Origin of the sequence: Pseudomonas sp. PDM28 (assembly GCF_019219115.1) — a bacterium.
Taxonomy (GTDB): Bacteria; Pseudomonadota; Gammaproteobacteria; order Pseudomonadales; family Pseudomonadaceae; genus Aquipseudomonas; species Aquipseudomonas laurylsulfatiphila.
Map to the genome: position 1 here is coordinate 92,940 of NZ_JAHUWG010000014.1, position 25,130 is coordinate 118,069.

Genomic DNA, 25,130 nt, shown 5'->3' on the forward strand with positions numbered 1-25,130 from the left:
GGCAAGTACTCCCTGGAAATTCTTGTCAGCGGATAGTTTTACTCAAAATCAAAATCCTTGAACGGCTACCTCCATGTCAAAACTACTGCAGCACTTGAAAACCTTTTTCGGACAAAAGCCCGCTCCTCCACCCGCCCCCACCGAGCAGGTTGTCGATGCAGCCACCTTGACCGAAGTGGACAAGCCACCTTCCCGAGTGGAAAGGAACCTGTCCTGGCTACCGATCAATCGTGAACCAGAGTTTTTTGTACCGTTGATGCCCCCGGCCTGCCCGGACCTGACGCTAGTGGATGCCCTCCTGTTGCAGCACTATCGGGTATTCGTCATCGCAAATGACCGGGCCGGATGGACATCAGAGACGACGATAAACCGCGATAAAGCCAGCCAACTGGCTCGTGACTTGTACAGCAAAGGGACAGATATTGGTTATTGTCGAGGCACCGAATCCTCGTTCGAAATCTATTGGCTCATACAATGTGCGGCCATTGTTTCGTTGCTGGCCCATGGACCACAATCGGAACAATTCCTGACCTATAGAAAACATGTTGATTCCTATCGGGACTCTGCCACGAAAGGCGAGCAGATTCGAATGTTTGATCAATACGTGGCGTCGCGCAGCAATCAAAGCGCTGATACAGAGAGGGACCGCCTCTTGAAAACGCCGATAACTGCCCTCGACTACATCGACAATGCGCTAGCCATCACCGCCCTGAGATACAACGGCTGTCCAGAATTCCAGATTTATTCAAGCTCGTTGATCCAGTTGCAATTCATCAAGAACGTGTTGCTAGGCGTTGAAAAAGATAAAGCCCGGCTCCACGATTTGACCATCGGCGTTTGGGCCAGCAAAGAGTTTGAAGCCGACGATCCTGAACTTTCTGGTGTACTGGGGGATGCCTTCTACATAGGCATTCAGATCGCACGCGGCCTGAAGATTCAGCTGCCTAATGGATTGCCACCGGAAAGTCTTCCTCGTACATAGCATTAAATACTGGGTATTGATCAGTGGTAACTGGAATGGCCTCAGCTACTCGGTCGATTGGAACCATGGTTCCGCCAACGTTGTGAACGTTGATAAATGGTTCGCTCAGGACTGGCGCCATGAAAGACATCTGCAAGATCTCCTCGAACCTTGCCCGAACAGCAGAACTGCTGAGGAGATTCGATCACCCGCAATGGGCCGACAAACTTGAGGAGTGCAGCCTTGCGCTGCCCCAGGAGACGGCGTACGCACTGTCTCGACTGATGTCGCTGTACGGCGGCATGGGCTCGATCAACGACGTTGTTCTGTATGAAGACGCAAAGCCCTTGCTGGCCGAAAATAACGAACTTCAGACGCTGCTATCAGACCTCCATCAGCTCTGCGCAGGGTGCCATTGAACTTCGCACCCCACGCTTGCAGGCCAAAATCGGCCATGTGCCAGATCGGCAATGGCGCCTTTAGGTTCGCAAATACCAAGTGCTCGGGCGTCCGCAACAACGCCGTCTTGTTCGCCCGCTTGAGCATGCGCAACGAGAGTGGCAGCAGGCACGCCATCAATACGACCAGCCCCCCGCCAGCAACCAGTATCATCGATTTGCCGATGCAGTGGCCGGCGCTGGCGATTGCGGTTGTGTGCGCAGTGATTGCCTTGCTGAAGCAAGCTTACCGACCGCTCGCCAAGGGCGGTCGCGTTTCGACTTGTTCAAGGCTTACACGGTAGGTGGTGTAAGTGTCGCCGTCTTCAAGGTAAAGGTTGCTCTGGTAATTCGATACTGCGCCTTTGAGTTTGATGTGCAGGCCGTTGGAGACACGCTGGATTACCACGTCTTTCAAGTCAGTGTCCGAGACCAGGAAGGGCGGGGTCTTTGCGAGGAGCACCTTCATCGTCTCATTATTCCAACCGTCGCCATTGTTGACGTAGAACCTCAGGCTTTTGGGCTCATCTGCATCCCTGGCATCTTGAACGATGTAGATCGACTGCCCCGGAATGAAGTCGTGCTTCAGGACTATCTCAGAAGGAAACTCCGGTTTGTGCAGGTACGCATAGATGAAAACGCCTACAAGGCAGAGCATAAAGATAATCGCGAGATACTTTTTAACTCTGACTACAAGCGTTTGCAGTTCGGCCTTATTCATGGGATTCAACTGTAATCGAAGGTGAATAGCACCAAGCCTTCAATCGGCTCGTAGAACATGACGATCATGTCTGCGCCGGCCGGGTTTACGGTGCTGATATCCAAGCTGAACAAAGGGTGCAGATGGTTGGCCAGCTCCAGTTGATCGGCGACAAACACGTCTTCAACAGGCGGGAACGGCAGCATGCCGGTGGGGACTTTGCTGAAGTCGGGGGTGTGATTGTCGGTCATCAGAGCTTCTTCCTTGTAGGTCGCCATGGATTGAGCACTTTGGGTATCAATGGCTGTCCTGGTAAGCGCCCAGCGTGGCGCAGTGACGACATTTGAACAGGTAGGCAGTAGGCCCATGATCCTTATCCAGGACATTGAAGAACGCTTGCCACTGCGGACCGTCCTCCAAGCCTGTTGAGCCATTGAACCCGGAACTCCACGCTTGCCGATGCTGAAAGCCTTCAAGCCTGCTCGAATCGCTGCTGCAGCAAGTGCCGTGCAGTGCCTGCATTCAGATAGGTGCCAATCAGGTCCGCCAACTCCTGGTCCTTGAGTTTTTTGTCGTCACGGCAGATTTGAAGCAGCTGCAACTGGACCCAGCGTTTTTTCCTGTTGAGTTTCGCATCCGGTGAAAAGAACGAACGCGAGGCCAACTCAGGCATGGGGGCGTCGTCTTCCAGCAGCAAATTCAAGTGCACCCCGTGCCCCACTTGCAGACCAAAATCGGCGACGTGCTGTATCGGCAATGGCGCCTTGAAGTTGGCGAACACGAAGTGCTCGGGCGTCAGTAGCAAGGCAGTCTTGTTCGCCCGCGTGAGCATGCGCAAGGAGAGTGGCAGCAGGAACGCCATGCTGATCAAGAGCAGAATACCAACCAACTTCATTGTGGAATCCGCGTCCACGAAAACCTGCGGTAACAGGTACGGCAGGATCAGCAGGCCCAAACCCAACAACATGAAGAGCGAGAAGCAACCCAGGGTAATCCACCCGCGCAATCGTGCGCCTTCATGCAGTCGGACTTCCTCCGTGGCATTGCCGGCATGGCTACGCAACGCTTGCACAACCGCCGCATCCTGCTCCACGTAGTGGCCGAGAAAGTCCTCGGTAATGCGCGCACGCAATGCCTGGGGATCGGCGAAATAGTGATCCATCGAGGCGCTGGCTTGTGCCGCGATGATCGGTCGGGTGCCACGGCTGACGGCCTCTTCGACCGTGACTTGCAGGGACGCCAGCCGCTCGCGGTTGGAGGGGTGAGTGTCCGACGGATGAGGCAGGCTGGCTGCCATTTCCTCTTCGGGCAGGGTCAGCGGCTGCGCGGCCAGTTCCTGCAGCACGCTGCCTGGCAAGTCGCGGGTCAGGACGTGTTCGGCGCTGGGGTTGGTCGCGTGGACCACATGGGTCGAGACACCCTGGTGCAACAAGGGGTCGATGGCAGAGATGCGCACCAGCGCCGAAGCGATGGCGATATTTCCCGTCAACTGCGCACCCGCCGCGTCCGCCGCCAGCTCCCGCACGCGGCTCCAGTGGTTCACCGCATGATCGAAACGCTCCATGAAATACTCACCGAGCATGAAGGCCGGCCACAGCGTCATGCGTTGCAGCACATCGCTTTGCAGCATGGTCTCGGCAATCACCCCGAGACTGCGGCCGATACCCTCGTAGATCGGTACGAAGCGCAGGCTGTACTCGGTATCGGCACCGGCGAAGTGCGCCAGTTCGTGACCGATGACCGCGCCGGTTTCTGCCGAATCGAGCAAGCCCAGGTACATCATCGGCACGTGCAGGGTGCGCCCCTTGAGCGCGGTGCCTGACGGGAGCAGGTTGACGTCGCTGGAGGTGACGTAAAAGCCTTCGTTCATGCCCAACACGATGTGCTCGGGTGCCAGCGCGTCGAGCTGGTCCGCCAGCTCGCGAACAAAGGCCCACAACGTCTGCGCCTGCTCCGGTGTGACCACCTGGCCCAGCACGCTCATCGGCGTGGACTGGAACATGTGCAGCATGACCGGCAGCTGCTTGCCCATCTGCCAGATCGAATACAGGAAACCGAGCATCAGCATCAGCACGATAAGCATCAGCTTGAATTCACCAGTGGCCATTTTCCCCATGTGCCACAGCCCCAGGCCTTCGAAACCGAGGATGGCCGCTACCGCCGCACCCATGGCGACGATGTGCCCCACCAGCAGGTACGGCAACAGGCGGCTCACTAGGCTGAAGGTGTGCAGCAATCGTTCACGGGAATGACTGGCGCGGGCACCGGCCCAACGCAGACCCAGCAACCCCAGCACACCGACCAGCGAGGCCAGCAGGCCGAGGGCGATGACACCCTTGGCCAGGTTGTTCATCACGGCTGCCACCGGTTGCAGGATGGTCAGTTCATGCTCGACTTGGGTAATGAGCGACAAAGCCTGGTGAACACCCATGCGTTCACCGTTGATATCGACCTTGGCCGAGCGTGAGAACGGCTTGGCGACCATCGCTTCGATTTCGGGACGCATCACGCCCAACTCGGCTTTGGCTTCGGCGAAGTCCCGAATGCTCTCGGTACTGCGTTGCAACTCCCAGACGCCAAACAAACCCAGGCAAAGCGGCAGGAGAATAAGTACGGCAATGAGTTTCAACGTTCTCATGAGACAGGGCCTCAATAGTCGCGTCGCCTGACATCCGTGGCGAGCATAAATTCCATTTAACAAAGGCCCGAAAGCCCTCACGCTATTGCACAGCCCGACATGAAAGTTGCGGGGCGCACTCGTACCCGGCGCGTTATACAGAAATATCGACGATATGTAACGCCAAATTGCCCGAACACTCGTTCAGCAATGGAAATGACGCCTTGTATATCCCGGATATCCTGAGATGCCATCACTTCCTTGCCGACTATATGACACTTATCCTTCAATCTTTTCTTTAACAGACCCTCAAGCGGGCATTGGGTGAACCGGTTCACCTTTTACAAATTATTTTCAATTAAAAATTGGATCCACCACGCCTCTGAAACCATTGAATTGACTGGCTTTCGGAACTGTCTGACAGACACATCCCGCAAATAGTGGCACTAAGGCATCATTGCGACATGTAACAAAAACGAGAAAAAATCCGCCCCCGAATGAACTTTTCGATACGACGTGTTGCCATACACGACGTTACTGGCAACTCGATATCTATATGCCAGCATCACACTTCCGATTGTTTCCGGCAGTGTGATTTTTTGATGACGAACACCAGCAATCAATTCTCGTGGACGGATGTCCACTTGTGAATCAAGTCACTCGACATGCTCTCCGGTTTTATTCCAGGAAGGTGCGAAGTGCTCAAGGACGATGTACCGATGACTCAAACGTTTTTCGATGTTGAAGCATTGATCCAGCTGCGAAGCCAGACCCGGGCCATTTCCGATGCGCTCAAGGCGCAGGCCTCGGATTACCTGGCGACCCTGGCTTTGCTGATTCGTCCGCAAGCGTTTTTCGGTGAGTACCTGCAAGGCGCGCAACGCAGCAGCGGGCGCGAGACCCAGCACCATTTCAAGGAACTCAAGGAGCTCTTCGACCGCATCGGCTCGGCCGCTCCGTTCCAGCTGGTCAATGAACTCGAAGTGCCCCTCAACCTGCTCAGTACGACCCCGCAATTGTTTGCGCTGGAGTACGACAAGGTGCTGTCCCAAAGTGGCCAATCCATTCGCATCACCAGCCCCGTGCGCTGGGTGGTGGGCTTCAGTTCGTTCGACCTGGCCCGTTTTCGCACCGTCATCAAAGACCCCAATCGCAGCAGCGCCGAGCTGTACCGCTTCGTGGTGCATTACCTGGTGCTGTTCTACTGCCTGAGCAAGTCGCCCGGCATCAGCCGCCTGCTCGAAGGCCTGCGTTTCCCCGTCAGTTTCGAACGCTTGAAGGAGTTCGGCGACCTGCCCTTCTGCGTCATCAGCTCGCCGGTTCGCTCGCAGTTGCCGGACGAGGCCGTGATTCGCAGCAGCACCCAGATCGCCGGCAACACCAGCTTCGAAGAGTTGGTGGGGCACGCCAACATCATGGAAATGAACGATGAAATCCGTCAGCGCCTGCTGCTGACGATCGAAGGAATGTAACGCGCTCGGCCACCCATTGAACCGACACGCAAACGACTTGCAGCGAATTGTTCGCACAGGAGATCACGATGGCGAAGAAGGAAAGTACCCAGCACAAACTCGACCGCGTCCGCGCGCCTCGGGTCCATATCACCTACGACGTGGATATCGGTGACGCTCAGGAAAAGAAAGAGCTGCCCTTTGTCGTCGGTGTGCTGGGCGATTTCTCCGGCAACCCGCTGGAGCCGCTGCCGAAGCTCAAGGATCGCAAGTTCATTTTCATCGACCGCGACAACTTCAACGGCGTGCTCAAGGGCATCAAGCCGCGCCTGACCTACCGCGTCGACAACACCCTGGCGAAAAACGGCACGCAGCTGGGCGTCGAGCTCAACTTCAACGCCCTCGAAGACTTCGAACCGCAGAACGTGGTCAAGCAGGTCGAGCCGCTGCGCAAGCTGCTGGAAGTGCGCAACAAGCTGGCGGACCTGCGCAACAAGATGGGCGGCAACGACAAGCTCGAAGAGCTGCTGATGGACGTGTTGCAGAACACCGAGAAGTTGAAAACCCTGGGCAAGGAATTCGGCCGTGAAGCCGCCGTTCCGGCCACCGACGGCAAAGCGTAGGAGCCTGACGATGAACGACAAGCAAACCGTGACTCAACAGGACAGCACGCTGGTTGAAGTAGACAGCTTCACCGCGCAATCCTCGTTGCTCGACAGCATCATTTCCGAAAGCCGCGTGGCCCGTTCCGAGACTGAACGCACCCGTACCCGCGACCTGATCGGCGAACTGGTCAACCAGATCCTGGAAGGCGAAATGACGCCAAGCAAGGACCTGATCGCCGTGCTCGATGCGCGCATCGCCGAGATCGACGCGATGCTCTCCGAGCAGATGAACGAAATCATGCACGCCAGTGAGTTCCAGCAGCTGGAAGCCTCCTGGCGCGGCCTGAAGTACCAGGTGGACCAGACCGAGACCAGCACCACGCTGAAGATCCACTTGCTCAACGCGTCGAAGAAAGACCTGGTACGCGACCTCAAGGCCGCTTCCGAATTCGACCAGAGCGCGCTGTTCAAGAAGATCTACGAAGAAGAATACGGCACCTTCGGCGGTGCACCGTTCGGCATGCTGCTGGGTGACTACGAGTTCAACCGAAGCCCGGAAGACATGTACCTGCTCGAAGAGATTTCCCACGTCGCCGCGGCCGCCCATGCGCCGTTCATCTCGGCGGTTTCGCCTGAGCTGTTTGGCTGGGACTCGTTCACCGACATGTCCGGCCCACGGGATCTGGCGAAGATTTTCGACACCGTCGAATACGCCAAGTGGAAGTCCTTCCGTGCCTCGGAAGACTCGCGTTATGTCGGCCTGACCCTGCCCCACGTGCTCGGTCGCCTGCCTTACGGCCCGGATACCACGCCGGTCGAGGAATTCAACTTTGTCGAAAGCGTCGACGGACGCGACCACAACAAGTACCTGTGGATGAACGCCGCCTACGCGCTGGGCACCCGGGTCACCGATGCGTTTTCCCGTTACGGCTGGTGCGTGGCGATTCGTGGCGTCGAGGGTGGTGGCCTGGTGGAAGGCCTGCCGACCCACACGTTCAAGACCGATGACGGCGAAATCGCCCTCAAGTGCCCGACCGAGATCGCCATCACCGACCGCCGTGAAAAAGAGCTGTCGGACCTCGGCTTCATTCCGCTGGTGCACTGCAAAGGCACGGACTACGCCGCGTTCTTCGGCACCCAGTCGGCGCAGAAGCAGAAGCAGTACAACACCGACATCGCCAACGCCAACGCCCGGCTTTCGGCGCAGTTGCAGTACATCTTCGCCACCTCGCGCATCGCCCACTACATGAAGGCGATCATGCGCGACAAGATCGGCAGCTTCGCCTCGCGCAAGGATGTCGAGCTGTTCCTCAACAAGTGGCTGTCGAGCTACGTGTTGCTGGACGACACCGCGAGCCAGGAAGCCAAGGCCAAGTTCCCGTTGCGCGAAGCCCGCGCCGAGGTGTTCGAAGTGCCGGGCAAGCCGGGGGTGTACAAGGCCGTGACCTACCTGCGCCCGCACTACCAACTGGACGAGCTCACCGCTTCGTTGCGCCTGGTGGCTGAATTGCCGCAATCGACCCGCGGCTGATCGAGCACATTGCCAGGGAGGCAATATGAGTAGTCAACACAAGCTGTTGCCATCACTGCTGGACCGGTTGCTGGACGATCGTCCGCATCAGTCCATCGAAGCGTCATCGCAGCGCTTGTGTTCGCTGGCCGATTACAAGGCCAGCATCGTTCGCGACCTGGAGATCCTGGTCAATACCCGCCAGTCCCTGGTCGCCAACGAGCTGGAAGGTTTCGTCAATCTGGGCGGCACCATCCTCGACTACGGCATGCCGGATTTCACCAGTCGCAGCGTGCTTGACCCCAAGGATCGCCTGTTGATCCAGCGGCAACTGGAGAAGGCGATCTCGGTCGGCGACCGGCGCTTTCGCAGCGTCAAAGTCCAACTGCTCGCCCAACAGACCGGCCAACGCATGCTGACCTTTCGCGTGGACGCGGTCCTGCGCCTGCAGGACGTCACCCGTCAGGTGTCCTTCGACGCGGTGCTGCAGGTCAACACCCAGGAATACAAAGTGCAGAACCTCAACTGATGCTCGACGATCTGCTGCCCTATTACGAAAAGGAACTGTCGCACCTGCGCTTTTTGGGCCAGGAGTTCGCGAGCCAGTATCCGAAAATCGCTTCGCGGTTGCTCATCGAGGGCGATAACTGCGAAGACCCGCATACCGAGCGCTTGATCGAAGCCTTCTCGTTCCTGTCTGCACGGGTACACAAAAAACTCGACGACGAACTGCCGGAAATCGTCGAGTCGTTTCTCGAAGTGCTGTACCCGCACTACCTGCGCCCTACCCCGTCGATGTCGATCGTCGAGTTCAACCTGGGCAAGCAGGAAAAAGTCACCGAAGCCTTCCGTGTGCCCCGGCATACCGAAATCAGTGCCAACCCGATCGATGGCGTGGTGTGTAAATTCCGCACCTGCTACCCGGTCGAGCTGTGGCCGGTGGCGGTGCAACAGGCATCGTTCATCGAGATGGAACGTTCGGCATTCAACGGCCACAGCGCTGACCTGGTCGCGCGCTTGCGCATCGGCCTGGTGGCGACCGGCGACGTGATGTTCGGCAAGCTGGAACTGGACCGCCTGCGGTTCTTCCTCGACGGCGAAAGCACGTTGATGCTGCAACTGTACGAACTGCTGTTCAACAACCTGGCCAAGGCCACGCTGACCTTCGAAGATCAGGGCCGCACCCGCGAAGTCGCCTTGCCGGCCAACGCACTGAAAACCGTCGGTTATGGCCTGGACGAAGGCCTGGTGGATTACTCCGAGCGCTCGTTCCTCGGCTACCGCCTGCTCCACGAGTACTTCACCTTCCCCGACAAGTTCATGTTCTTCGACCTGTCGGGCTTTGCACGAATTCTGGCGGGCAAGGAGGTCGAGAAAGTCGAGGTCAATTTCTACTTCTCCGACTACGACCTGAGCGACCGCCTGGCGCGCCTGACGCAGAACATCGGGCGCAATAACTTCAAGCTCAATTGCACGCCGATCATCAACCTGTTCCGCCAGCAGGCCGAGCCGATCAAGTTGACCCACGCCCAGCACGAGTACGCGGTGACACCGGATGTGCGCCTGCAAAGCTCGGCCGAAGTGGTGTCCATCGACCGCGTGCGACGCGTGCGCAAGGTGGGCAGCATCGATCAGGTCGGCACCTGCCATCCGTTTTTCGAGCCCCGTGGCGATCAGGGCCCGGGCCAGAGTTTCTGGATTGCCCGGCGTCGAGCCGTACAGACCGGCCAGCGCGATGGCTCGAACGTGTTTATCCGGGTGGTGGATCGAGAACTGGGGCTGATGGAGGCCAACAACGATACGTTGAGCATCCGCCTGACCTGCAGCAACCGCGACCTGCCGCTGATGTTGCCTTTCGGTGGCGAGCGCGGCGATTTCACTATCCCGGGCAACTCGGTGATCAAGGACATCCGTTGCCTGCGCAAGCCCACCGCCACCGCTCGCGTGCCCCTGGGCAACGGCGTGATCTGGCGGCTGATTTCGCACCTGTCGCTGAACCATATGTCGCTGGTGTCCCGTGGTCGCGAAGTGCTGCTGGAGCTGTTGTCGCTCTACAACTACCGCAACCTGTCGGCACTGCGCAAACAGATCAACGGCATCGTCTCGGTGAGCAGCGAGCCGGTGGTGGCGCGCATCGGCCACCCGCGGCCGAACTTCGTGCGCGGCGTCGGCATCACCCTCAATTTCGATGAAAGCCAATACACCGGCAGCGGTGTGTTTCTGTTCGGCATGGTGCTCGATCACTTCTTTGGTCAGTACTGCAGCATGAACAGTTTTACCCAATTAACCCTTCGCACCTTGCAGCGCGAAAAGAGAGTCGTCCAATGGCCACCGCGAACCGGCGATCAACCCCTGGTCTGATCGACCAGGCAAGGGCTGAGCCGCACCGATTCGAGTTTTTCCAATTGGTGCGCCTGCTTCGCCTGCATTACAGCAGAACCGGGCGCATGGACCTGGAAACCCGACCGCACGAAGACCCTCTGCGTTTTCGCTCGCAGCTGTCGCTCAACTTCCCGGCCAGTGAAGTCAGCGACCTGCAGTTCGAGCGTGAAGGCAAGGTGTCCGTGGCCGGCCTGCCGCTGTCCGAGATGCAAGTCACCTTCATGGGCCTGGTCGGGCCCTCGGGTGTGTTGCCGCGTCCGTACACCGAGCTGTTGATCGAGCGGCACGTCCAGTACCGCGATGACGCGGCCCATGCCTTCCTCGACATCTTTTCGCACCGCATGACCACGCTGTTCTACGAGGCCTGGCAAAAGTACAAGTTCTACATCGAGTACGAACGCAACGGTACTTCGGATTTCGATCGCTACCTGCTCAACCTGGTGGGTTTCGGCCCCGAGGCGCAGAAGCAGAAATTCGACCGGCAAGGCTCGCCCTTGCGCCGTGAACTGTTCAGCTATTTCTCCGGGCTGTTTGCGCAAAAACCGCGCAACGCGTTGAACCTGGAAGCGATGCTGTCTTTTTATTTTTCGCTGCCGTTCAAGGTCAAGCCCTTTGCCGGTCGCTGGCTGAAACTCGACGCCGGCCAGTGCACGCAACTGGGGCGCAAGAACGCCGTGCTCGGGCAAAGCGCCGTCGCCGGCAACCGGGTCTGGGACTACCAGTCGTGCGTGCGCATCGAGATGGGTCCACTGGAGCTGGCCGACTATCAACGCTTCCAGCCAGGCACCGAGGACTACCGGAAACTGGTGGAACTGGTGCGTTTCTATGTCGGCGCCGAACTCGACTTCCAGTTGGCGCCCAAGCTCAAACCCCAGGCCGTGCCCGTTGCTCGCCTGGGGCGCCAAGGCAATGTTTCGCTGGGCTGGCTCGGCTGGCTCAAGCGCCCGGACGCCGACGTCGAGCCATCCCGTTGTGCCCTCTTCCACATTCCTTTTGATGGGGTCTCCCTGTGAACCTGAAGTCCCTGTTTGCCAAGCTCAACGACACCAGCCGCGCCGCCACTGAAAGCGCCGCCGCCTTGTGCCTGTCGGAACACCATTACGATGTCGAAATCGAGCACCTGTTGTTGCAGCTGCTCGACAGCCACGACAACGACCTACCGGCCATCCTGCGTCATTACGACGTAGTGCCCGAACGCTTGCAGGCGCAGCTGGTGACGGCACTGGGGACGTTCAAGAAAGGCAATACGCGCACACCGGCGCTGTCGCCGCACCTGACCCGCATGATTGAACAGGCGTGGGTCCTGGCGTCCATCGAGTTCGGCCAGGCGCAGATCCGCACCGGTCATCTGTTGCAAGCCTTGCTCGATGACGACGAGCTGCGCCGCGTGGTGGTCGCCAGCGCCGCCGAGCTTGAGAAAATCAACGCTGACGACTTGCGCGTCAACCTCGGCGCGCTGGTGGACAGCAGCGCCGAGTCGAAACAGGCCAAACCGCTGGGCACATCCGACGTCGCCAGCGCCGGCACGGTAAAAGGCAACGGCAAGACCCCGGCCCTCGATCAATACACCATCAACCTCACGCAAAGCGCTCGCGAAGGCCGGATCGATCCGGTGCTGGGCCGGGAGTTCGAGGTGCGGCAGATGGTCGACATCCTCACCCGCCGCCGCCAGAACAACCCGATCCTCACCGGTGAGGCCGGCGTCGGCAAAACCGCCGTGGTCGAAGGCCTGGCCCTGCGAATCATCCAGGGCGACGTGCCGTCGGTGCTCAAGGGCGTCGCCATCCACACCCTGGACCTGGGCCTGTTGCAGGCCGGTGCCGGCGTGAAGGGCGAATTCGAAAACCGTCTCAAGTCGGTGATTGAAGAAACCAAGCGCAGCCTGCATCCGATCATTCTGTTCATCGACGAAGCGCACACCCTGATCGGCTCGGGTGGCCAGGCCGGGCAGAACGATGCCGCCAACCTGCTCAAGCCAGCCCTGGCCCGGGGCGAACTGCGCACCATCGCCGCGACCACCTGGGCCGAGTACAAGAAGTACTTCGAGAAAGATGCCGCACTGGCGCGGCGCTTCCAGGTAGTGAAGGTCGAAGAGCCGGACGAAGACAAGGCGATCCACATGCTGCGCGGCCTGCTGGCCAAGATGCAGGAGCATCACAAGGTCACGGTGATGGACGAAGCACTGGTGCAGGCGGTGCGCCTGTCCAATCGCTACATCACCGGCCGCCAGTTGCCGGACAAGGCCGTCAGCGTGCTGGACACCGCCTGCGCCCGGGTGGCCCTCGGTCAATCGGCGCAGCCGGGGCCGCTGGAAGACTGCAAACGCCAGATCGACAACCTGCAGGCGGAAATCGCGGTACTGCAGCAGGAAGCCGCCAAAGGCAGCGACCACGCCCGGCGGCTGACCGCCCTCAATACCGAACTGCAAAGCGCACAGCAGACCCGCGACGCCCTCGAACAACAATGGCAACGCGAACTGCAACTGGTGGAAAAACTCGGCGCCCTCAGCCACCCGGAGAATCAGACACCGGATGCCCAGGAGATTGCCGCGGTGCGCGCCGAACTGGCCAGCGTCCAGGGTGAGCAACCGCTGGTGCATGCCCTGGTGGATGGCGGGACCATCGGCGAAGTGATTTCCGGCTGGACCGGCATTCCATTGGGCAAGATGCTGCGCGACGAAATCGAAACCGTGCAGCGCCTGCCGGCGTTGCTGGGCGAGCGGGTGCTCGGCCAGGACCACGCACTGCACGAAATCGGCAAGCGCATCAAGATTTCCCGCGCACGCATGGAAGACCCGAACAAACCGATCGGCGTGTTCCTGCTGCTCGGCCCGAGCGGCGTCGGCAAGACCGAAACCGCACTGGCGCTGGCCGACACCCTGTACGGCGGCGAGCGCAACGTCATCACCATCAACATGTCCGAGTACCAGGAAGCCCACACTGTCTCCAGCCTCAAGGGTTCGCCACCGGGCTACGTCGGCTATGGCGAGGGCGGCGTGCTGACCGAGGCGGTGCGACGCAAGCCGTACAGCGTGGTGCTGCTCGATGAAGTGGAGAAAGCCCACCCGGACGTGCTCGAACTGTTTTTCCAGGTGTTCGACAAAGGCGTGCTGGATGACGGCGAAGGTCGCGAGATCAACTTCCGCAATACCGTGATCATCCTCACGTCCAACACCGGCACCGACCGCATCATGCAGTGGTGCCTGAATGCTCAGACGCAACCGACGCCGCAGGACATCGTCGAAGGGCTGCGTGACGAGTTGAACCAGGTGTTCAAGCCGGCCTTCCTCGGCCGCCTGACCATCGTCCCCTACTACCCGGTCAAGGACGCGATTCTCGAGCGTATCGTCGCGCTCAAGCTTGCGCGCATTCGCCAGCGCTTCGAGCGCAATCATCAAGCGCAGTTGAGCTATGACGAAGCACTGGTCAAGGCGATTGCCTCGCGCTGCACCGAGGTCGACAGCGGCGCCCGCAACATCGACAACATTTTGTCCCAGACCCTGATGCCGGAACTGGCCCAACGGGTCTTGGAGCGCATGGCGCAGGACAAACCGATTCAGAGTTTGAACATCGAGTTGGGCAGCGACGGCGATTTCGCCTATCGCCTGAACTGATCGGGCATTAACAGGTAGTGGTCATGGACAAGAGATATTCAGGGAAGCGTCCCGCGGGGACGACGTTGGCCAAATGCCTGACGGCGGTGGCGATGATGACGGTACTCAGCGCCTGCGGCGTCACCGACCGGGTCGGCAAGCGGGTCGACAACACCTGGGCCGGCGACATGCTGTTCGAGGATAACGAGAAGGTCATCCTGACGTCCGACGGCGGCAATCAGCTCAACCCCGACGCGGCTGGCAAGCCGCTTTCGGTGGTGCTGCGGGTGTACCAGCTGACATCGCTGGAGCGCTTTGCGTCGGTGGATGCCGACTCGCTGTGGGACGACCCGCAAAAGGCCCTCGGCAACACCCTGATCGAAAACCGCGAAATCACCTTGTTGCCGGGCATGGGGCAAGTCGACAAGTGGCCGCTGAACAAGGCGGCAGGCTATGTCGGCGTCGCGGCTTTCTTCCGCAACGACGAGAACAGCCGCTGGAAGGTCGCGTTCGACGCCAACTCCCTGCGCAAGGACGGCATCTGGTTCTCCTCCGACGGCTTGCGGGTGCTGGTGGACAACAACACGGTGTCCGCCGTCAGTGGCGTCGACGTGCTGGACAAACCCAAGACCCAGGAGCAGCTCGCAAAAGCCGCCGCCCTGCCCGACCAGCCGGCCGAGCCCACGCTGACCGAGCGCGTGCAGGACGCCGTGGTGCAGAAAGCCCAGGACCAGGCGAGTGCCTCCGCGCAAAAAGCCGTGGAGTCGAAATTGAATTCATTATTGGAAGGCGCTCAATGAGTAAGCAAAGCCGGGTGATGTGGTCCGAAGGCATGTTCCTTTTGCCACAACATTTCCAGTATCAGGATGAGTTCCACCAGCATCAGCTGGCGCAGGCGACCCTGCGCAACACGCCTTTTCACTGGGGCGTGCAGTTGCTCGAAGTGGACGAGGAAGCCCTCGCCACCGGCTCCCTGCAGCTCAAGCGCCTGAAGCTGGTGTTTCCCGACGGCAGCCTGTTCGACGCACCGCAGCACGACCCGCTGCCGGCGGCCCGTGACCTGAAGGACCTGCTCAAGGGCAACGACCTGAAGGTCTACGCCGCGCTGAAACTGCCCGAGCCATTCGGCCTCAATTACGTCGAAGACGGCCAGGAGCAGAAGACCGGGCGACGCTTTCGCAAGCAGTTCGACACCTTGCCGGACCTCAACGAAGGCGACCTGGAAAACGAAATCACCAGCCTGCGCCTGAACGTGGTGATGCTGATCGACGGCGACAACCTCGATGGCTACACCTGGTGCCCGATTGCCCGGCTGTCGCGCAACAACATCGGCGGATTCAACCTCGACGGGCATTTCGTGCACCCGACGCTGCACCTGGGCACCCACGACACCCTGGTCGGACTGGGCAAGCGTTTGCTTGGCGCCCTGCAATCCAAGAGCAAGGCGTTGTCGGGTCGTCGTCGCGAGCGCGCAGACCAGATTGCCGAATTTGGCTCCAGCGACGTGACCCTGTTCTGGCTGTTGAACACGGTGAACCGTGCCCACCCGAGCCTGGCGCACCTGCTCGCGCACCCGCGCCTGCACCCCGAGCGCTTGTATCTGTTCCTGGCCGAACTCGCCGGCGGCCTGCTGACGTTCTCGCTGGATACGCAGCTCAACGACATCCCCGAATACGACCACCACGACCCGGCGGCCTCGCTGGTCAAGCTCGACGAAATGATTCGCGTGCTGCTCGACAACGTCGTGCCGAACCAGTGCGTGGTGATCAACCTGACCCAGACCAAACCCTCTTACTGGCAAGGGCAATTGCACGACCCACGGCTGGCCGAGGCGGACTTCTACATCTCCGTGCACGCCGACATGCCGGGCGCAAGCCTGCTAGAGCTGGTGCCACGGGCGTTCAAGGTCGGCTCGCCGGAAGACATCGAAGTGGTGGTCAACAGCGCCATGCCCGGCGTCACCCTCAATCATTCGACCCGCCTGCCCAATGCGATTCCGGTGCGACTGGACAATCACTACTTCTCCATCGAGCCCCATGGCCGGGTGTATGAACGAATGATGAGCGCCCAGGCCATCTCTTTCTACGCGCCCAGCGCCTTCACCAACCTCAAGCTTGAACTGATGGCGGTACTCAAATGACCGAAGCCGTACTGCAAGGCGCCGTTGCGGCCGCCCGTGAAAAACCGACGCTCAAAGACCTGGTGCAAGACTTCATCAGCATGGCGCTGATCGTGCGCAAGGGCCGGCAAGTGACGTCGGTCAGCGCCTTCGAGGCCAGTGTCGACACCTTCTTCAAGGCACTGGAGCGCGATGCCCGCAGCGCCAACTACAGCGTCGAACAGGTGAAGGACACCCAGTACGCCCTGTGTGCGTTCCTCGATGAAAGCGTGTTGCGCTCCGGGGACAACGAGTTGCGCCGGCACTTTGAATTGCAGCCGCTGCAGTTCCGCTACTTCGGCGTGCACCTGGCCGGCGAAGGCTTCTTCGAAAAAATCGATGCCCTGCGTGGCGACGTCAAACAGCACCTCGATGTGCTCGAGGTCTACCACCTGTGCCTGGCCCTGGGCTTCGAAGGCAAGTTCAGCCTCGGGCAAAAAGATCAGCTGCGTTACCTGGCCAATACCCTGGGCCAGGACATCGCGCGTTATCGCAAGACGCCCAAGGCCCTCTCGCCTGACTGGGCGTTGCCCGACCAGGTCTCGCAAATGCTGCGCCATGAAGTTCCCCTCTGGCTCTACCTGGCGCTGATTGCGCTGGTCTGCGCAGGTGTCTACCTGACGCTGGACTGGTTGCTGGCCAAGGACGTAGCGGCGTTGTCCGAACAAATCAGCCAGCTGTTCAGTGCCTGAGCACAGGTCAGGTAACCGAGTCAGGAAGACATGAAGACATTATTGCGTTTGTTGAAAAGCTTTTGGTTCCTCGTTCCCGCCCTGTGGCTGGCGAGCCTGGCGGTCTGCTGGTTCGTCGCGCCGCATGTGAGCTGGCTGCGCGGTTATGCGCCGGAGGCGATGGCGATCGTCAGCGCCTTCTACCTGCTGATCATTGTGCTGCGTCAGTACAAGCGTATCCGGGCGGAGCACAACCTTGAAAACCTGGTGCAGCTCGAAGTCGATCGCTCGCTCAAATCCGCCGGTGAGTTCCGCGATCAGCAGGTGCTGCGCGAACGCCTCAAGCACGCCATCGCGATGCTGCGCACCGACCGCTCGGCCGGTGGCGGCGGCTCGTCGGCACTTTACGATTTGCCGTGGTACCTGGTCATCGGCATGTCCGCGGCGGGCAAGACCTCGTTGCTGACCCGCTCGGGCCTTTCCGCAAGCATTGCCAGCAGCGCCAACGACACCGAAAGCGGCACCCAGCATTGCGATTGGTATTTCAGCCCCGAGGCCGTGATGATCGATACGGCCGGCCGTTACCTGCGCGACGACCCGTCGGCCAGCGAATTCGCCGCCTTCCTGCGCATGCTGAAAAAGCAACGCAGCAAGGCCGCCGTCAACGGTCTGGTGCTGGTGGTGAGCCTGCCTGAACTGCTGGCATGCAGTGCGGCCGAGCGTAACGAACTCGCCGCGCAACTGGTGTCGCGCATCGAGGAGTACAACGCTTGCCTGGACGCCAGTCCACCGATCTACCTGATGCTGAGCAAGACCGATCAACTGCCGGGCTTCAGCCAGGCGTTCGAGGGCCTGGACCTGAACGAGCGCCAGCAACCGCTGGGCATGACCTTCGGTTTGTCCGAGATCCGCAACCAGGGCCTGCGCCCGGTGCTGGATGCCAAGCTGGCCAACCTGCACAGCCATATTCGCCGTCACGTCGACGCCCAGATGATTGCGCTGGGTGCCGATGCCAACAGCGCACTGCTGAACTTTCCGAACTATTTCGCCGAACTGTCCGGGGTGCTGGAGCAGTTTCTCCAGCACTTCGCCGAGACCGGTCGCAGCGGTGCGCCGCTGTTGCTGCGCGGGCTGTATTTCACCAGCGCCCTGCAGACCGACCAGCAGTTGGGCCAGGTGTATGAAGACGACCTGGCCGAGTCGTTCGCCCTGCAACTGGAACATGAGCAATCGCAGGCAAGCACCGGCAAGAAAATCAGCGACCGCAGCTATTTCATTACCGATACGTTCCGCCGGGTGATCTTCCCGGACCGCGACCTGACCCTTTATCAGTCGCGCCTTGGCAAGAACACCTCCGTCAGCCCTGCCCTGCTGGGCCTGGCGGTACTGGCCGGCGTCGCGTTCATTGGCTGGCAAGCCCTGTCGTTCCAGAATAACCGTCAGTGGCTGGCCACGTTGCGCGAGCAACTGACCGAGCTGCAACAGTCCCCGGACCGTGCCGGGTTGCTCGCCTCGGGCCAAGGCCTGGAGCTGTTGCGTGAGCAGCTCTCGGCCATCGAGAAGAACCGTGCCAAAGGCGTGCCGTTGCAGCTGGGCGCAGGCCTGTATCGCGGTGACGACATCTACCGCGTCGCGCAAGCCGCCTATCTGCAACAACTGCGTACCCAGGCGCTGGAACCCGTCACCTTGCAATTGCAATTGCAGATGCGCGCCTTCAACGAGTTCGCCAAAACCATGGAGCCGCAGAACAGCTTTGCCTCGGCGTCGTCCAAGGCCGACGCTGCCAAAGGCCGTGCGCAAGGCCTGAAGCTGCCCACCCGCCTGAACGGCTTGCCGCGCAGTAGCGGTGAGGCGGCCAGTCGCCTGAGCGGCGCGGCCAAGGGCGCTGCCAACAAGGCACGCGGCGAAGCGCTGGCAGCACTGCGCAACCCGGCCACGGCGAGCGATGCCGCGGATTTGTCGGCGACCACCGGCGGGCTGTCGTTGTCTGAAGAAATGCTCGGGCGGTTGGATGAGCGACAAGTCGCGTCCATCATCGAGTCGTATAACGCACTGAAGCTCTACCTGATGCTGACGCAACCCGGCACCCACCCTGACCCGGAGTTCGTCGGTGCTGCGTTGCCGGTGGCCTGGGCCAATACCGCCAGTGCCGACAACCCTGTCAGCACGGCGGTGATCCAGGACAACTCGCCGGTCTACGTGCAATTGCTCAAGAATGGCCAGGCGCCGTCCTTGTCGCGTAACGAGCAACTCATCAGCGAAACCCGCAACAGCCTGAAGTCCTTCATGATTTCCAGCTCGCTGGTGGACCGTGAATACCTGCGCCTGCAACTCGAATCCAGCCGTCAGTTCCCGGCCGTGGGCTTGAGCGACCTGGTGCCGATGCCCGGCCGGCAGTTGCTGTACGGCACTGAGGCGGTACCGGCGATTTTCACCCGTCAGGGCTGGGAACAGTTCGTCAAGCCTGAGCTGATCAAGCTGGTGTCCGGCAACCTGCAAAACGAATCGGACTGGGTGCTCGACGGCGAAGGCGGCGACAGCATCGTGCAGAAAGCCAATTTCATCCGCGAGTTCATGACGCGCTACAAGCGCGACTACACCCAGGCCTGGTACACCCTGATCGACAGCGTTGGCGTTCGCCATTTCACCGACATGGCCAACGCGACCCAACAGTTGGCCCTGCTCAGCGACGTGCAGAACTCGCCGGTGAAAATCCTCCTGGCGGCGGTCAACGACAACACCCAATGGGATGTCCCGGCCCCCCGCGAAACACTGCCGGCGGGGGTCAAGCCCGATGACGGATTCTGGAGCAGCGTCAGCGGGGTTTTCGATGGCAAGAACACGTCGCCCAGCGCGTTGATTTCGCCTTTGCCGGCGGTCGATGACGGCAGCCTGGCGAAGCGCTTCGAGCCGGTGTCGCGGGTGTTCGCCGTGCAAAACGCCGAAGGCGCCGACAGCACGATCATGGACCGCTACCTCGCGGCCTTGCGCAAGCTCAAGGTGCGGATGAACAACATCCAGCGCTCCCAGGACGTGGGCAAGAGCAGCAAGCAGCTGATCAGCGAAACCCTCGAAGGGCTGCCAAGCGAAGTGACCAGCGTGCGCAACTATGTCGAGACCACTGTCGACACCAGCCAGGGTGGCCTGTCCGAATCGTTGCAGGGCCTGTTCAGCCTGCCGATCCAGTTTGCCTGGGAAACCCTGCGCGACCCGGCCGGCCAGCAGATAGCCAAGGCCTGGGCACAGCAGATCGCCAAGCCGTGGGAGCAGGTCATGGCGCATCGTTACCCGATTGCGCCGGGCAGCCGCAATGAAGCCTCGGTCAAGGACCTGCAGCGTTTCGTCGACCCGGAGTCCGGGCTGCTGCCGAACTTCAAGCGCAACGAGATCGGCAACCTGTCCGGTGGCGAAGGCCTGGGGATGAGCAACAACAGCAAGGCAACGCCGCTGGTCAACCCGAACATGGTCAACAGCATCGACAAGGCCAGTTCGTTGGGCCAGGTGATCGCCAGCCTGTCGGACCGCGACAACGGCTTCGAGATCATGCTCGAGCCCTCGGCCAACCTGACCGACATCATCTTCACCCTCGATGGCCAGGTGCAGCACTACCGCAACGGCAAGACCAGCTGGAGCCGCTTCTCCTGGCCGGGCACCACCACCACGCCGGGCGCACGCCTGGATGTGGTGACCCTGACCGGCGAGCGCATCACGGTGTTCGACTACCCGGGCCGCTGGGGCCTGCTGCGCATGAACGACAGCGCACGGGTCAGCGATCTGGACGGCATCCAGCAACGCTTCAGCTGGAACACCGGCAGTGGCCCGGTCAGCCTCGCCGTGCGCAACTACGGCGGCGTCAAGTTGACCGACCTGGCCAACGTCAAGGCCTTGAGCGCGCTCAACGCCAAAGAAGGTCAAGCGCTGTGAGCCGTCGAACCTTGAACCCGGGAACCGGCCAATGATCGGCTGCTTCGGCAAGGTCCCCGCGAGCCCGGACTTCGTCAGCCTGCAAGGTGCGGGCGACGAGGTCTGCGAGTTCGATAGCTGGCTGCAAGGGGCGCTGGCCGCCCTGCAGCATCGTGAAGACTGGCGAGCGTTGTTCGACGCTTTGCCAGTGTGCTTTTTCAGCTATCGCGCGCGCAGCGGCAACTGGTTGCTGGGTGGGTTGATCAGCTCGAGGGATGCGAGTGGCCGACGCTACCCGTTTTTCATTTTCCAGACGCTCAAGGCCAGCGAAGCCGAACCTCTGGTCAATCCGTTCACCCTGGGTGAACTGTTCAGCGGGCAGATCAGGCCGCTGCTGCACATGGCGGTCCAGGGCGAAAGCACTTCGGTGCTGTTCGAGCGCATCAAAGCCCTGCGCCCGTTGCAAGGACAGGACTTCGAGTTGTTCCGTCGCGTGCATGACAAGTTCCTGGTGAACTTCAACCTGCGCGACATCGCCTGCGCGCTACAGGGCACCTACCCGGAGTTCGTCACCAACGCCGTACTGACCCGGCTCCAGGCCCTGAAAAGGCACCTCGATCAGGCCACGCCGATCGGCATCGCCCTGCCCTTGCCGGCGGAACGGGGGTTGAAAAACCCGACCGCCGATTTGTGGGTCACCTGGCTGACGCAAATGACACCCGAACGCGCCGTGCCGCAAATCAATCTGCTGGCGGACGATTTCATGCGCCCCCGGCTGATCTGCTTTGCCTCACGCAATACCAGCGATGCCTATCGCCTGCTGACCGGCATCAACGACCGCTCGCAGAGCTACGACGTGCTGGCGTCATTCGATGCCTTTGACGAGCACCACCGCACACACGCCTTTCCCGAAATCGACCGCCCTCTGGGTGACGTTATCGACCGTTTTGTCGATGCCCTGGATTCGAAGTCCGTATGAACAAGATCAAGTATTACTTCTTGCGCTATCAGCCCTACATCCTGGGGGTGTGCTTTTTCCTCACGATCTTCGTGGTGTGGGGCATCGGGCGTGCGTTCGGCTTCAGTTCGCTCAACAGCCTGTTGACCGGCATCGGTGTGTTCCTGGGTCTGTCCGCCGGCTATGTACTGCTGCTTTATCGCGGCGTGTCCCGGCACCACAACCTCGAAGGACTGCTGCGCGAGGATGCCGACCAGGCCGTGTTGAACGCGAGCCCGGCGGATCGCGAGGAAGTCAGCCTGTTGCGCGAGCGCCTGTTGCAGAGCATCGAGCGCTTGCACAGCAACAAGCCACGGGGCAGCAACCCCAAGGATGCGCTGTATGCCCTGCCCTGGTACCTGGTGGTCGGCCAGCCTGCGGCAGGCAAGAGCACCATGCTTTACCAGTCGGGCCTCAATTTCCCTTACGCCGAGCGCGAAGGCGTGCGGGTGGCCGGTCTGGGTGGCACGCGCAATTGCGACTGGTTCTTCAGCTCCGAGGCCGTGCTTCTGGACACCGCCGGGCGCTACATGAACAACCAGGAAGAGGCCGGCAAATGGCGCGCGTTCCTGCAACTGCTGCGTCAGCATCGCCAGCGCCGGCCACTCAATGGCCTGATCGTCACGGTCAGCATCCACGACATCCTGCAAGCCTCGCTCGAAGATCAGGAACGCATTGCCAAGCGCCTGCGCGAACGCATTCAGGAAACCCATGCCTTGCTGGAAGTGCGCCTGCCGGTCTACCTGGTGTTCACCAAGTGCGACCTGGTGCCTGGCTTTGCGCCCTTCTATCGCCAACTGGACGAGATCGCCCGCGGCGAAGTGATGGGCAAGACCTTTTCCCACAAAGGCTATGAGCAGGCCGACTGGGGCCAGCGCTTCGGCGTCGCGATGGACGAACTGGTCAGCTATTGGCAACAGGTGGCGAGCCAGCAACTGGTCACTCAGGACATCCAGATCACCCGGCAGGATTCGGCGGTGTACCGGTTCCCGCTGGAGCTGGCGGCCCTCAAGCCACGGCTTCAACTGTTCGTCGATGCCCTGCTGCGCGCCAACCCTTACCAAAGTGCGGAATTGCTGCGCGGCTTCTATTTCACCAGTGCCCTCGATGCCGACCAGCCGGAACTGGGCGGTCATGCACGCCAGGTGACCGAGCGTTTCTCGCTGGAAGGTGAGCGGGAGATCGCCGACGGCAATGCACAGCCGCGCCCCCTGTTCATCAACAGCCTGTTCCGCAAGGTCATCATTCCCGACCAGCACCTGGTGGCGCTGTACACCACCAACCACCGCGAGCGTCGGCGCAGGGCAGCCTGGATCGGCGGTGCCGGACTGGTCGCTGCATTGCTGTGCAGCCTGTTGGGCTGGTCGTACGTCAACAACAAGAACACCCTGCAGAGCCTGTCCACAGAACTGACCCAGGCCGCCGCCGACGATCACTCGGCCACCGGGCAATACACCGCCTGGCAAACCCTGGATCGCCTGCGCTTCTGGACTGCGCACTACTACGCGCAACACCACGACCAGGGCGTGCCGTTGCGCCTGCGCCTGGGGCTCTATCAAGGCCACAAGGTCGAGCCACTGGTGCGCCGCCGCTATTTCGAGCGCCTGGAAAGCGTGATGCTCAAGCCCACGGCCGACAACCTGACCCGTTCGTTGTATTTGCTGACCACCCTCAAGGTCTATCAGCGCAACGCCAAAGAGTTGATGCCAGTGACCGGCGTGGACAGCGTCGAACCCAAGGCGCTGCCCAATGACAACCGGGCGCAGTCCATCGCCGGTTTCGGCAAGGCGACGCTGGACACCTACGTCATGCTCTCGCGCGCCCAGCGTGAGAAGGCCGACCCCGGGTTCCTGAAAGCGAAAATCCCGGATTACTGGTACCCGGCGATTGCCCGTCAGGTCGGCAACGCCAGTGTCGCCGCCTCGGACTATGAGTTCGCCAGCCACCAGATCAACTTCTACAGCGACCAGATCCACGAACCGGACGTGCCGCGGATCCTCGACAACGCGTTCCTGATCTCCAGCTCGCGCAACTACATCAACAGCCTGCTGACCCAGTCGTTGCGCTCGATCGAAACCATCACGCTGGAGTCGGACACCCTGTTCGCCTTCGCCCGTGCGGATTTCCAGAGCCTGAAGACTGAAGGGCAAAGCCAGCTGAGTGCGATCGCCGGCAAGCTGCTCAGCACCCCCAACATCGGAAAAATCATCATCGCCGGGCACGCCGATCAACTCGGTGACCCTCAGGGCAACCTGCAGGTGTCCAGACAGCGGGCGCAAACCATCAAGACCTACCTGGTGGGCAAAGGCGTACCCGGCGAGCTGGTGGAAGCGATCGGCGAAGGCAGCACCAAGCCCCTGGTCAAGTGCGACATGCAGCAACCCAGGGCCCAGCTGATCCGCTGCCTGGAGCCTAACCGGCGCGTAGAAATCGAAGTGCGGGCACTCAACTGAGCAGGCGCGCCTTGTGAAGAAATACCGGCATCCGGGTCATCTCGACGAGAGGCCCGGGCTGGCATAAGACACCTCTCTTGATCGTTTCAAAGAGGTTAAAGCGAAGGGCTGTGACTTGCTCGCAAGTCGCCTCCCTTTAAATGAAGGTAAGGAGAAAATAGAAATGGCATTTGACGCATACATCCAGATCGACGGCATTCCAGGTGAAGTTCTGGACGACAAACACAAGGATTGGATCGAAGTGCTGGGCTACGAGTACGGCGCCACCCAAGCGACTTCCGCGACGGCCAGCTCGTCGGGCGGTGCTTCGTCGGAGCGTGTTGCGTTGAGCGACTTCAGCATCCGCAAAGCCGTGGACAAGGCTTCTGCCAAGCTGTTCGAAGCCTGCTGCAAAGGCACTCACATCGCCAAGATCCAGCTGAACGTGAACCGCGCCGGTGGCGACAAGGTGACCTACCTGACCATCAACCTGGAAGAAGTCGTGGTGTCTTCCGTGAAAGCGGTCGCCGGCGGCAGCCAGAACGGTGAAGACAAAGCCGTTGGCGATCTGCCGATCGAAGAAATCAGCTTCAACTTCGCTCGCATCAAGACCACCTACACCCAGCAGAGCCGTGCAGATGGCCAGGGCGGCGGTAACGTCACCGGTGGCTGGGACCGCACCGCGAACAAGGTTTTCGCATAACACCGTGGTAA

The 25,130-nt window shown here is 60.6% G+C and carries 19 protein-coding genes; 16 read left to right on the forward strand and 3 right to left on the reverse strand.

What is annotated here, in order from left to right:
- Positions 1 to 73: 73 nt before the first annotated feature.
- Complete coding sequence (locus KW841_RS29875; protein ID WP_256357978.1) at positions 74 to 982, forward strand: immunity protein Tsi6 family protein; 909 nt, start codon at positions 74 to 76, stop codon at positions 980 to 982.
- A gap of 119 nt (positions 983 to 1,101) precedes the next feature.
- Positions 1,102 to 1,380, forward strand: coding sequence for a hypothetical protein (locus KW841_RS27780; RefSeq protein ID WP_218480522.1), 279 nt, complete (start codon positions 1,102 to 1,104; stop codon positions 1,378 to 1,380).
- A gap of 265 nt (positions 1,381 to 1,645) precedes the next feature.
- Here KW841_RS27780 and KW841_RS27785 read toward each other — a convergent pair whose 3' ends face one another.
- From KW841_RS27785 to KW841_RS27795, 3 genes are all read right to left on the reverse strand, one after another.
- A complete protein-coding gene (locus tag KW841_RS27785; protein ID WP_218480523.1) occupies positions 1,646 to 2,119 on the reverse strand; it encodes a hypothetical protein in 474 nt (157 codons plus the stop codon).
- 5 nt (positions 2,120 to 2,124) lie between these two features.
- On the reverse strand, positions 2,125 to 2,466 hold the full coding sequence (locus KW841_RS27790; protein ID WP_218480524.1) for a hypothetical protein: 342 nt from the start codon (positions 2,464 to 2,466) through the stop codon (positions 2,125 to 2,127).
- 104 nt (positions 2,467 to 2,570) lie between these two features.
- The gene (locus KW841_RS27795; RefSeq protein WP_218480525.1) at positions 2,571 to 4,736 is read right to left on the reverse strand and encodes a M48 family metallopeptidase; all 2,166 of its coding nucleotides are present in this window, start codon (positions 4,734 to 4,736) and stop codon (positions 2,571 to 2,573) included.
- Between the two features lie 698 nt (positions 4,737 to 5,434).
- Here KW841_RS27795 and KW841_RS27800 point away from each other — a divergent pair.
- The 14 genes from KW841_RS27800 to KW841_RS27865 all read left to right on the forward strand — a co-directional run bounded on the left by KW841_RS27800 (position 5,435) and on the right by KW841_RS27865 (position 25,119).
- Positions 5,435 to 6,187, forward strand: a complete 753-nt coding sequence (locus KW841_RS27800) for a hypothetical protein (RefSeq protein WP_007978741.1) — start codon at positions 5,435 to 5,437, stop codon at positions 6,185 to 6,187.
- A gap of 68 nt (positions 6,188 to 6,255) precedes the next feature.
- A complete protein-coding gene (gene tssB, locus KW841_RS27805; protein ID WP_007978739.1) occupies positions 6,256 to 6,789 on the forward strand; it encodes a type VI secretion system contractile sheath small subunit in 534 nt (177 codons plus the stop codon).
- Between the two features lie 10 nt (positions 6,790 to 6,799).
- On the forward strand, positions 6,800 to 8,302 hold the full coding sequence (gene tssC / locus KW841_RS27810; protein ID WP_218480526.1) for a type VI secretion system contractile sheath large subunit: 1,503 nt from the start codon (positions 6,800 to 6,802) through the stop codon (positions 8,300 to 8,302).
- 25 nt (positions 8,303 to 8,327) lie between these two features.
- Entirely contained in the window at positions 8,328 to 8,810 is a 483-nt protein-coding gene (gene tssE, locus KW841_RS27815) for a type VI secretion system baseplate subunit TssE (RefSeq protein ID WP_102701753.1), read from the forward strand.
- Entirely contained in the window at positions 8,810 to 10,642 is a 1,833-nt protein-coding gene (gene tssF / locus KW841_RS27820; protein WP_218480527.1) for a type VI secretion system baseplate subunit TssF, read from the forward strand. The genes tssE and tssF overlap by 1 nt, the downstream gene beginning before the upstream one ends.
- Positions 10,606 to 11,676, forward strand: coding sequence for a type VI secretion system baseplate subunit TssG (tssG, locus tag KW841_RS27825; protein ID WP_218480528.1), 1,071 nt, complete (start codon positions 10,606 to 10,608; stop codon positions 11,674 to 11,676). Before tssF ends, tssG begins: the two co-directional genes overlap by 37 nt.
- Positions 11,673 to 14,276, forward strand: a complete 2,604-nt coding sequence (gene tssH / locus KW841_RS27830; protein WP_218480529.1) for a type VI secretion system ATPase TssH — start codon at positions 11,673 to 11,675, stop codon at positions 14,274 to 14,276. The genes tssG and tssH overlap by 4 nt, the downstream gene beginning before the upstream one ends.
- 23 nt (positions 14,277 to 14,299) lie before the next feature.
- On the forward strand, positions 14,300 to 15,055 hold the full coding sequence (tssJ, locus tag KW841_RS27835; protein WP_218480530.1) for a type VI secretion system lipoprotein TssJ: 756 nt from the start codon (positions 14,300 to 14,302) through the stop codon (positions 15,053 to 15,055).
- Positions 15,052 to 16,395: a type VI secretion system baseplate subunit TssK gene (tssK, locus tag KW841_RS27840; protein WP_007978722.1), complete on the forward strand. Its 1,344-nt coding sequence runs from the start codon at positions 15,052 to 15,054 to the stop codon at positions 16,393 to 16,395. Before tssJ ends, tssK begins: the two co-directional genes overlap by 4 nt.
- Positions 16,392 to 17,105 carry a type IVB secretion system protein IcmH/DotU gene (icmH, locus tag KW841_RS27845; RefSeq protein WP_102701748.1) on the forward strand — a complete coding sequence of 238 codons (714 nt, stop codon included), beginning with the start codon at positions 16,392 to 16,394 and terminating at the stop codon, positions 17,103 to 17,105. The genes tssK and icmH overlap by 4 nt, the downstream gene beginning before the upstream one ends.
- Before the next feature lie 30 nt (positions 17,106 to 17,135).
- Positions 17,136 to 21,008 (forward strand): type VI secretion protein IcmF/TssM N-terminal domain-containing protein, encoded by a 3,873-nt coding sequence (locus KW841_RS27850; RefSeq protein WP_218480531.1) that lies wholly within the window; start codon positions 17,136 to 17,138, stop codon positions 21,006 to 21,008.
- Positions 21,009 to 21,039: 31 nt separating this feature from the next.
- On the forward strand, positions 21,040 to 21,966 hold the full coding sequence (tagF, locus tag KW841_RS27855; protein WP_218480532.1) for a type VI secretion system-associated protein TagF: 927 nt from the start codon (positions 21,040 to 21,042) through the stop codon (positions 21,964 to 21,966).
- Positions 21,963 to 24,437, forward strand: coding sequence for a type VI secretion system membrane subunit TssM (tssM, locus tag KW841_RS27860; protein WP_218480533.1), 2,475 nt, complete (start codon positions 21,963 to 21,965; stop codon positions 24,435 to 24,437). Before tagF ends, tssM begins: the two co-directional genes overlap by 4 nt.
- A 163-nt stretch (positions 24,438 to 24,600) precedes the next feature.
- The gene (locus KW841_RS27865) at positions 24,601 to 25,119 is read left to right on the forward strand and encodes a type VI secretion system tube protein Hcp (RefSeq protein WP_007978712.1); all 519 of its coding nucleotides are present in this window, start codon (positions 24,601 to 24,603) and stop codon (positions 25,117 to 25,119) included.
- The last annotated feature ends 11 nt before the right edge of the window (positions 25,120 to 25,130 follow it).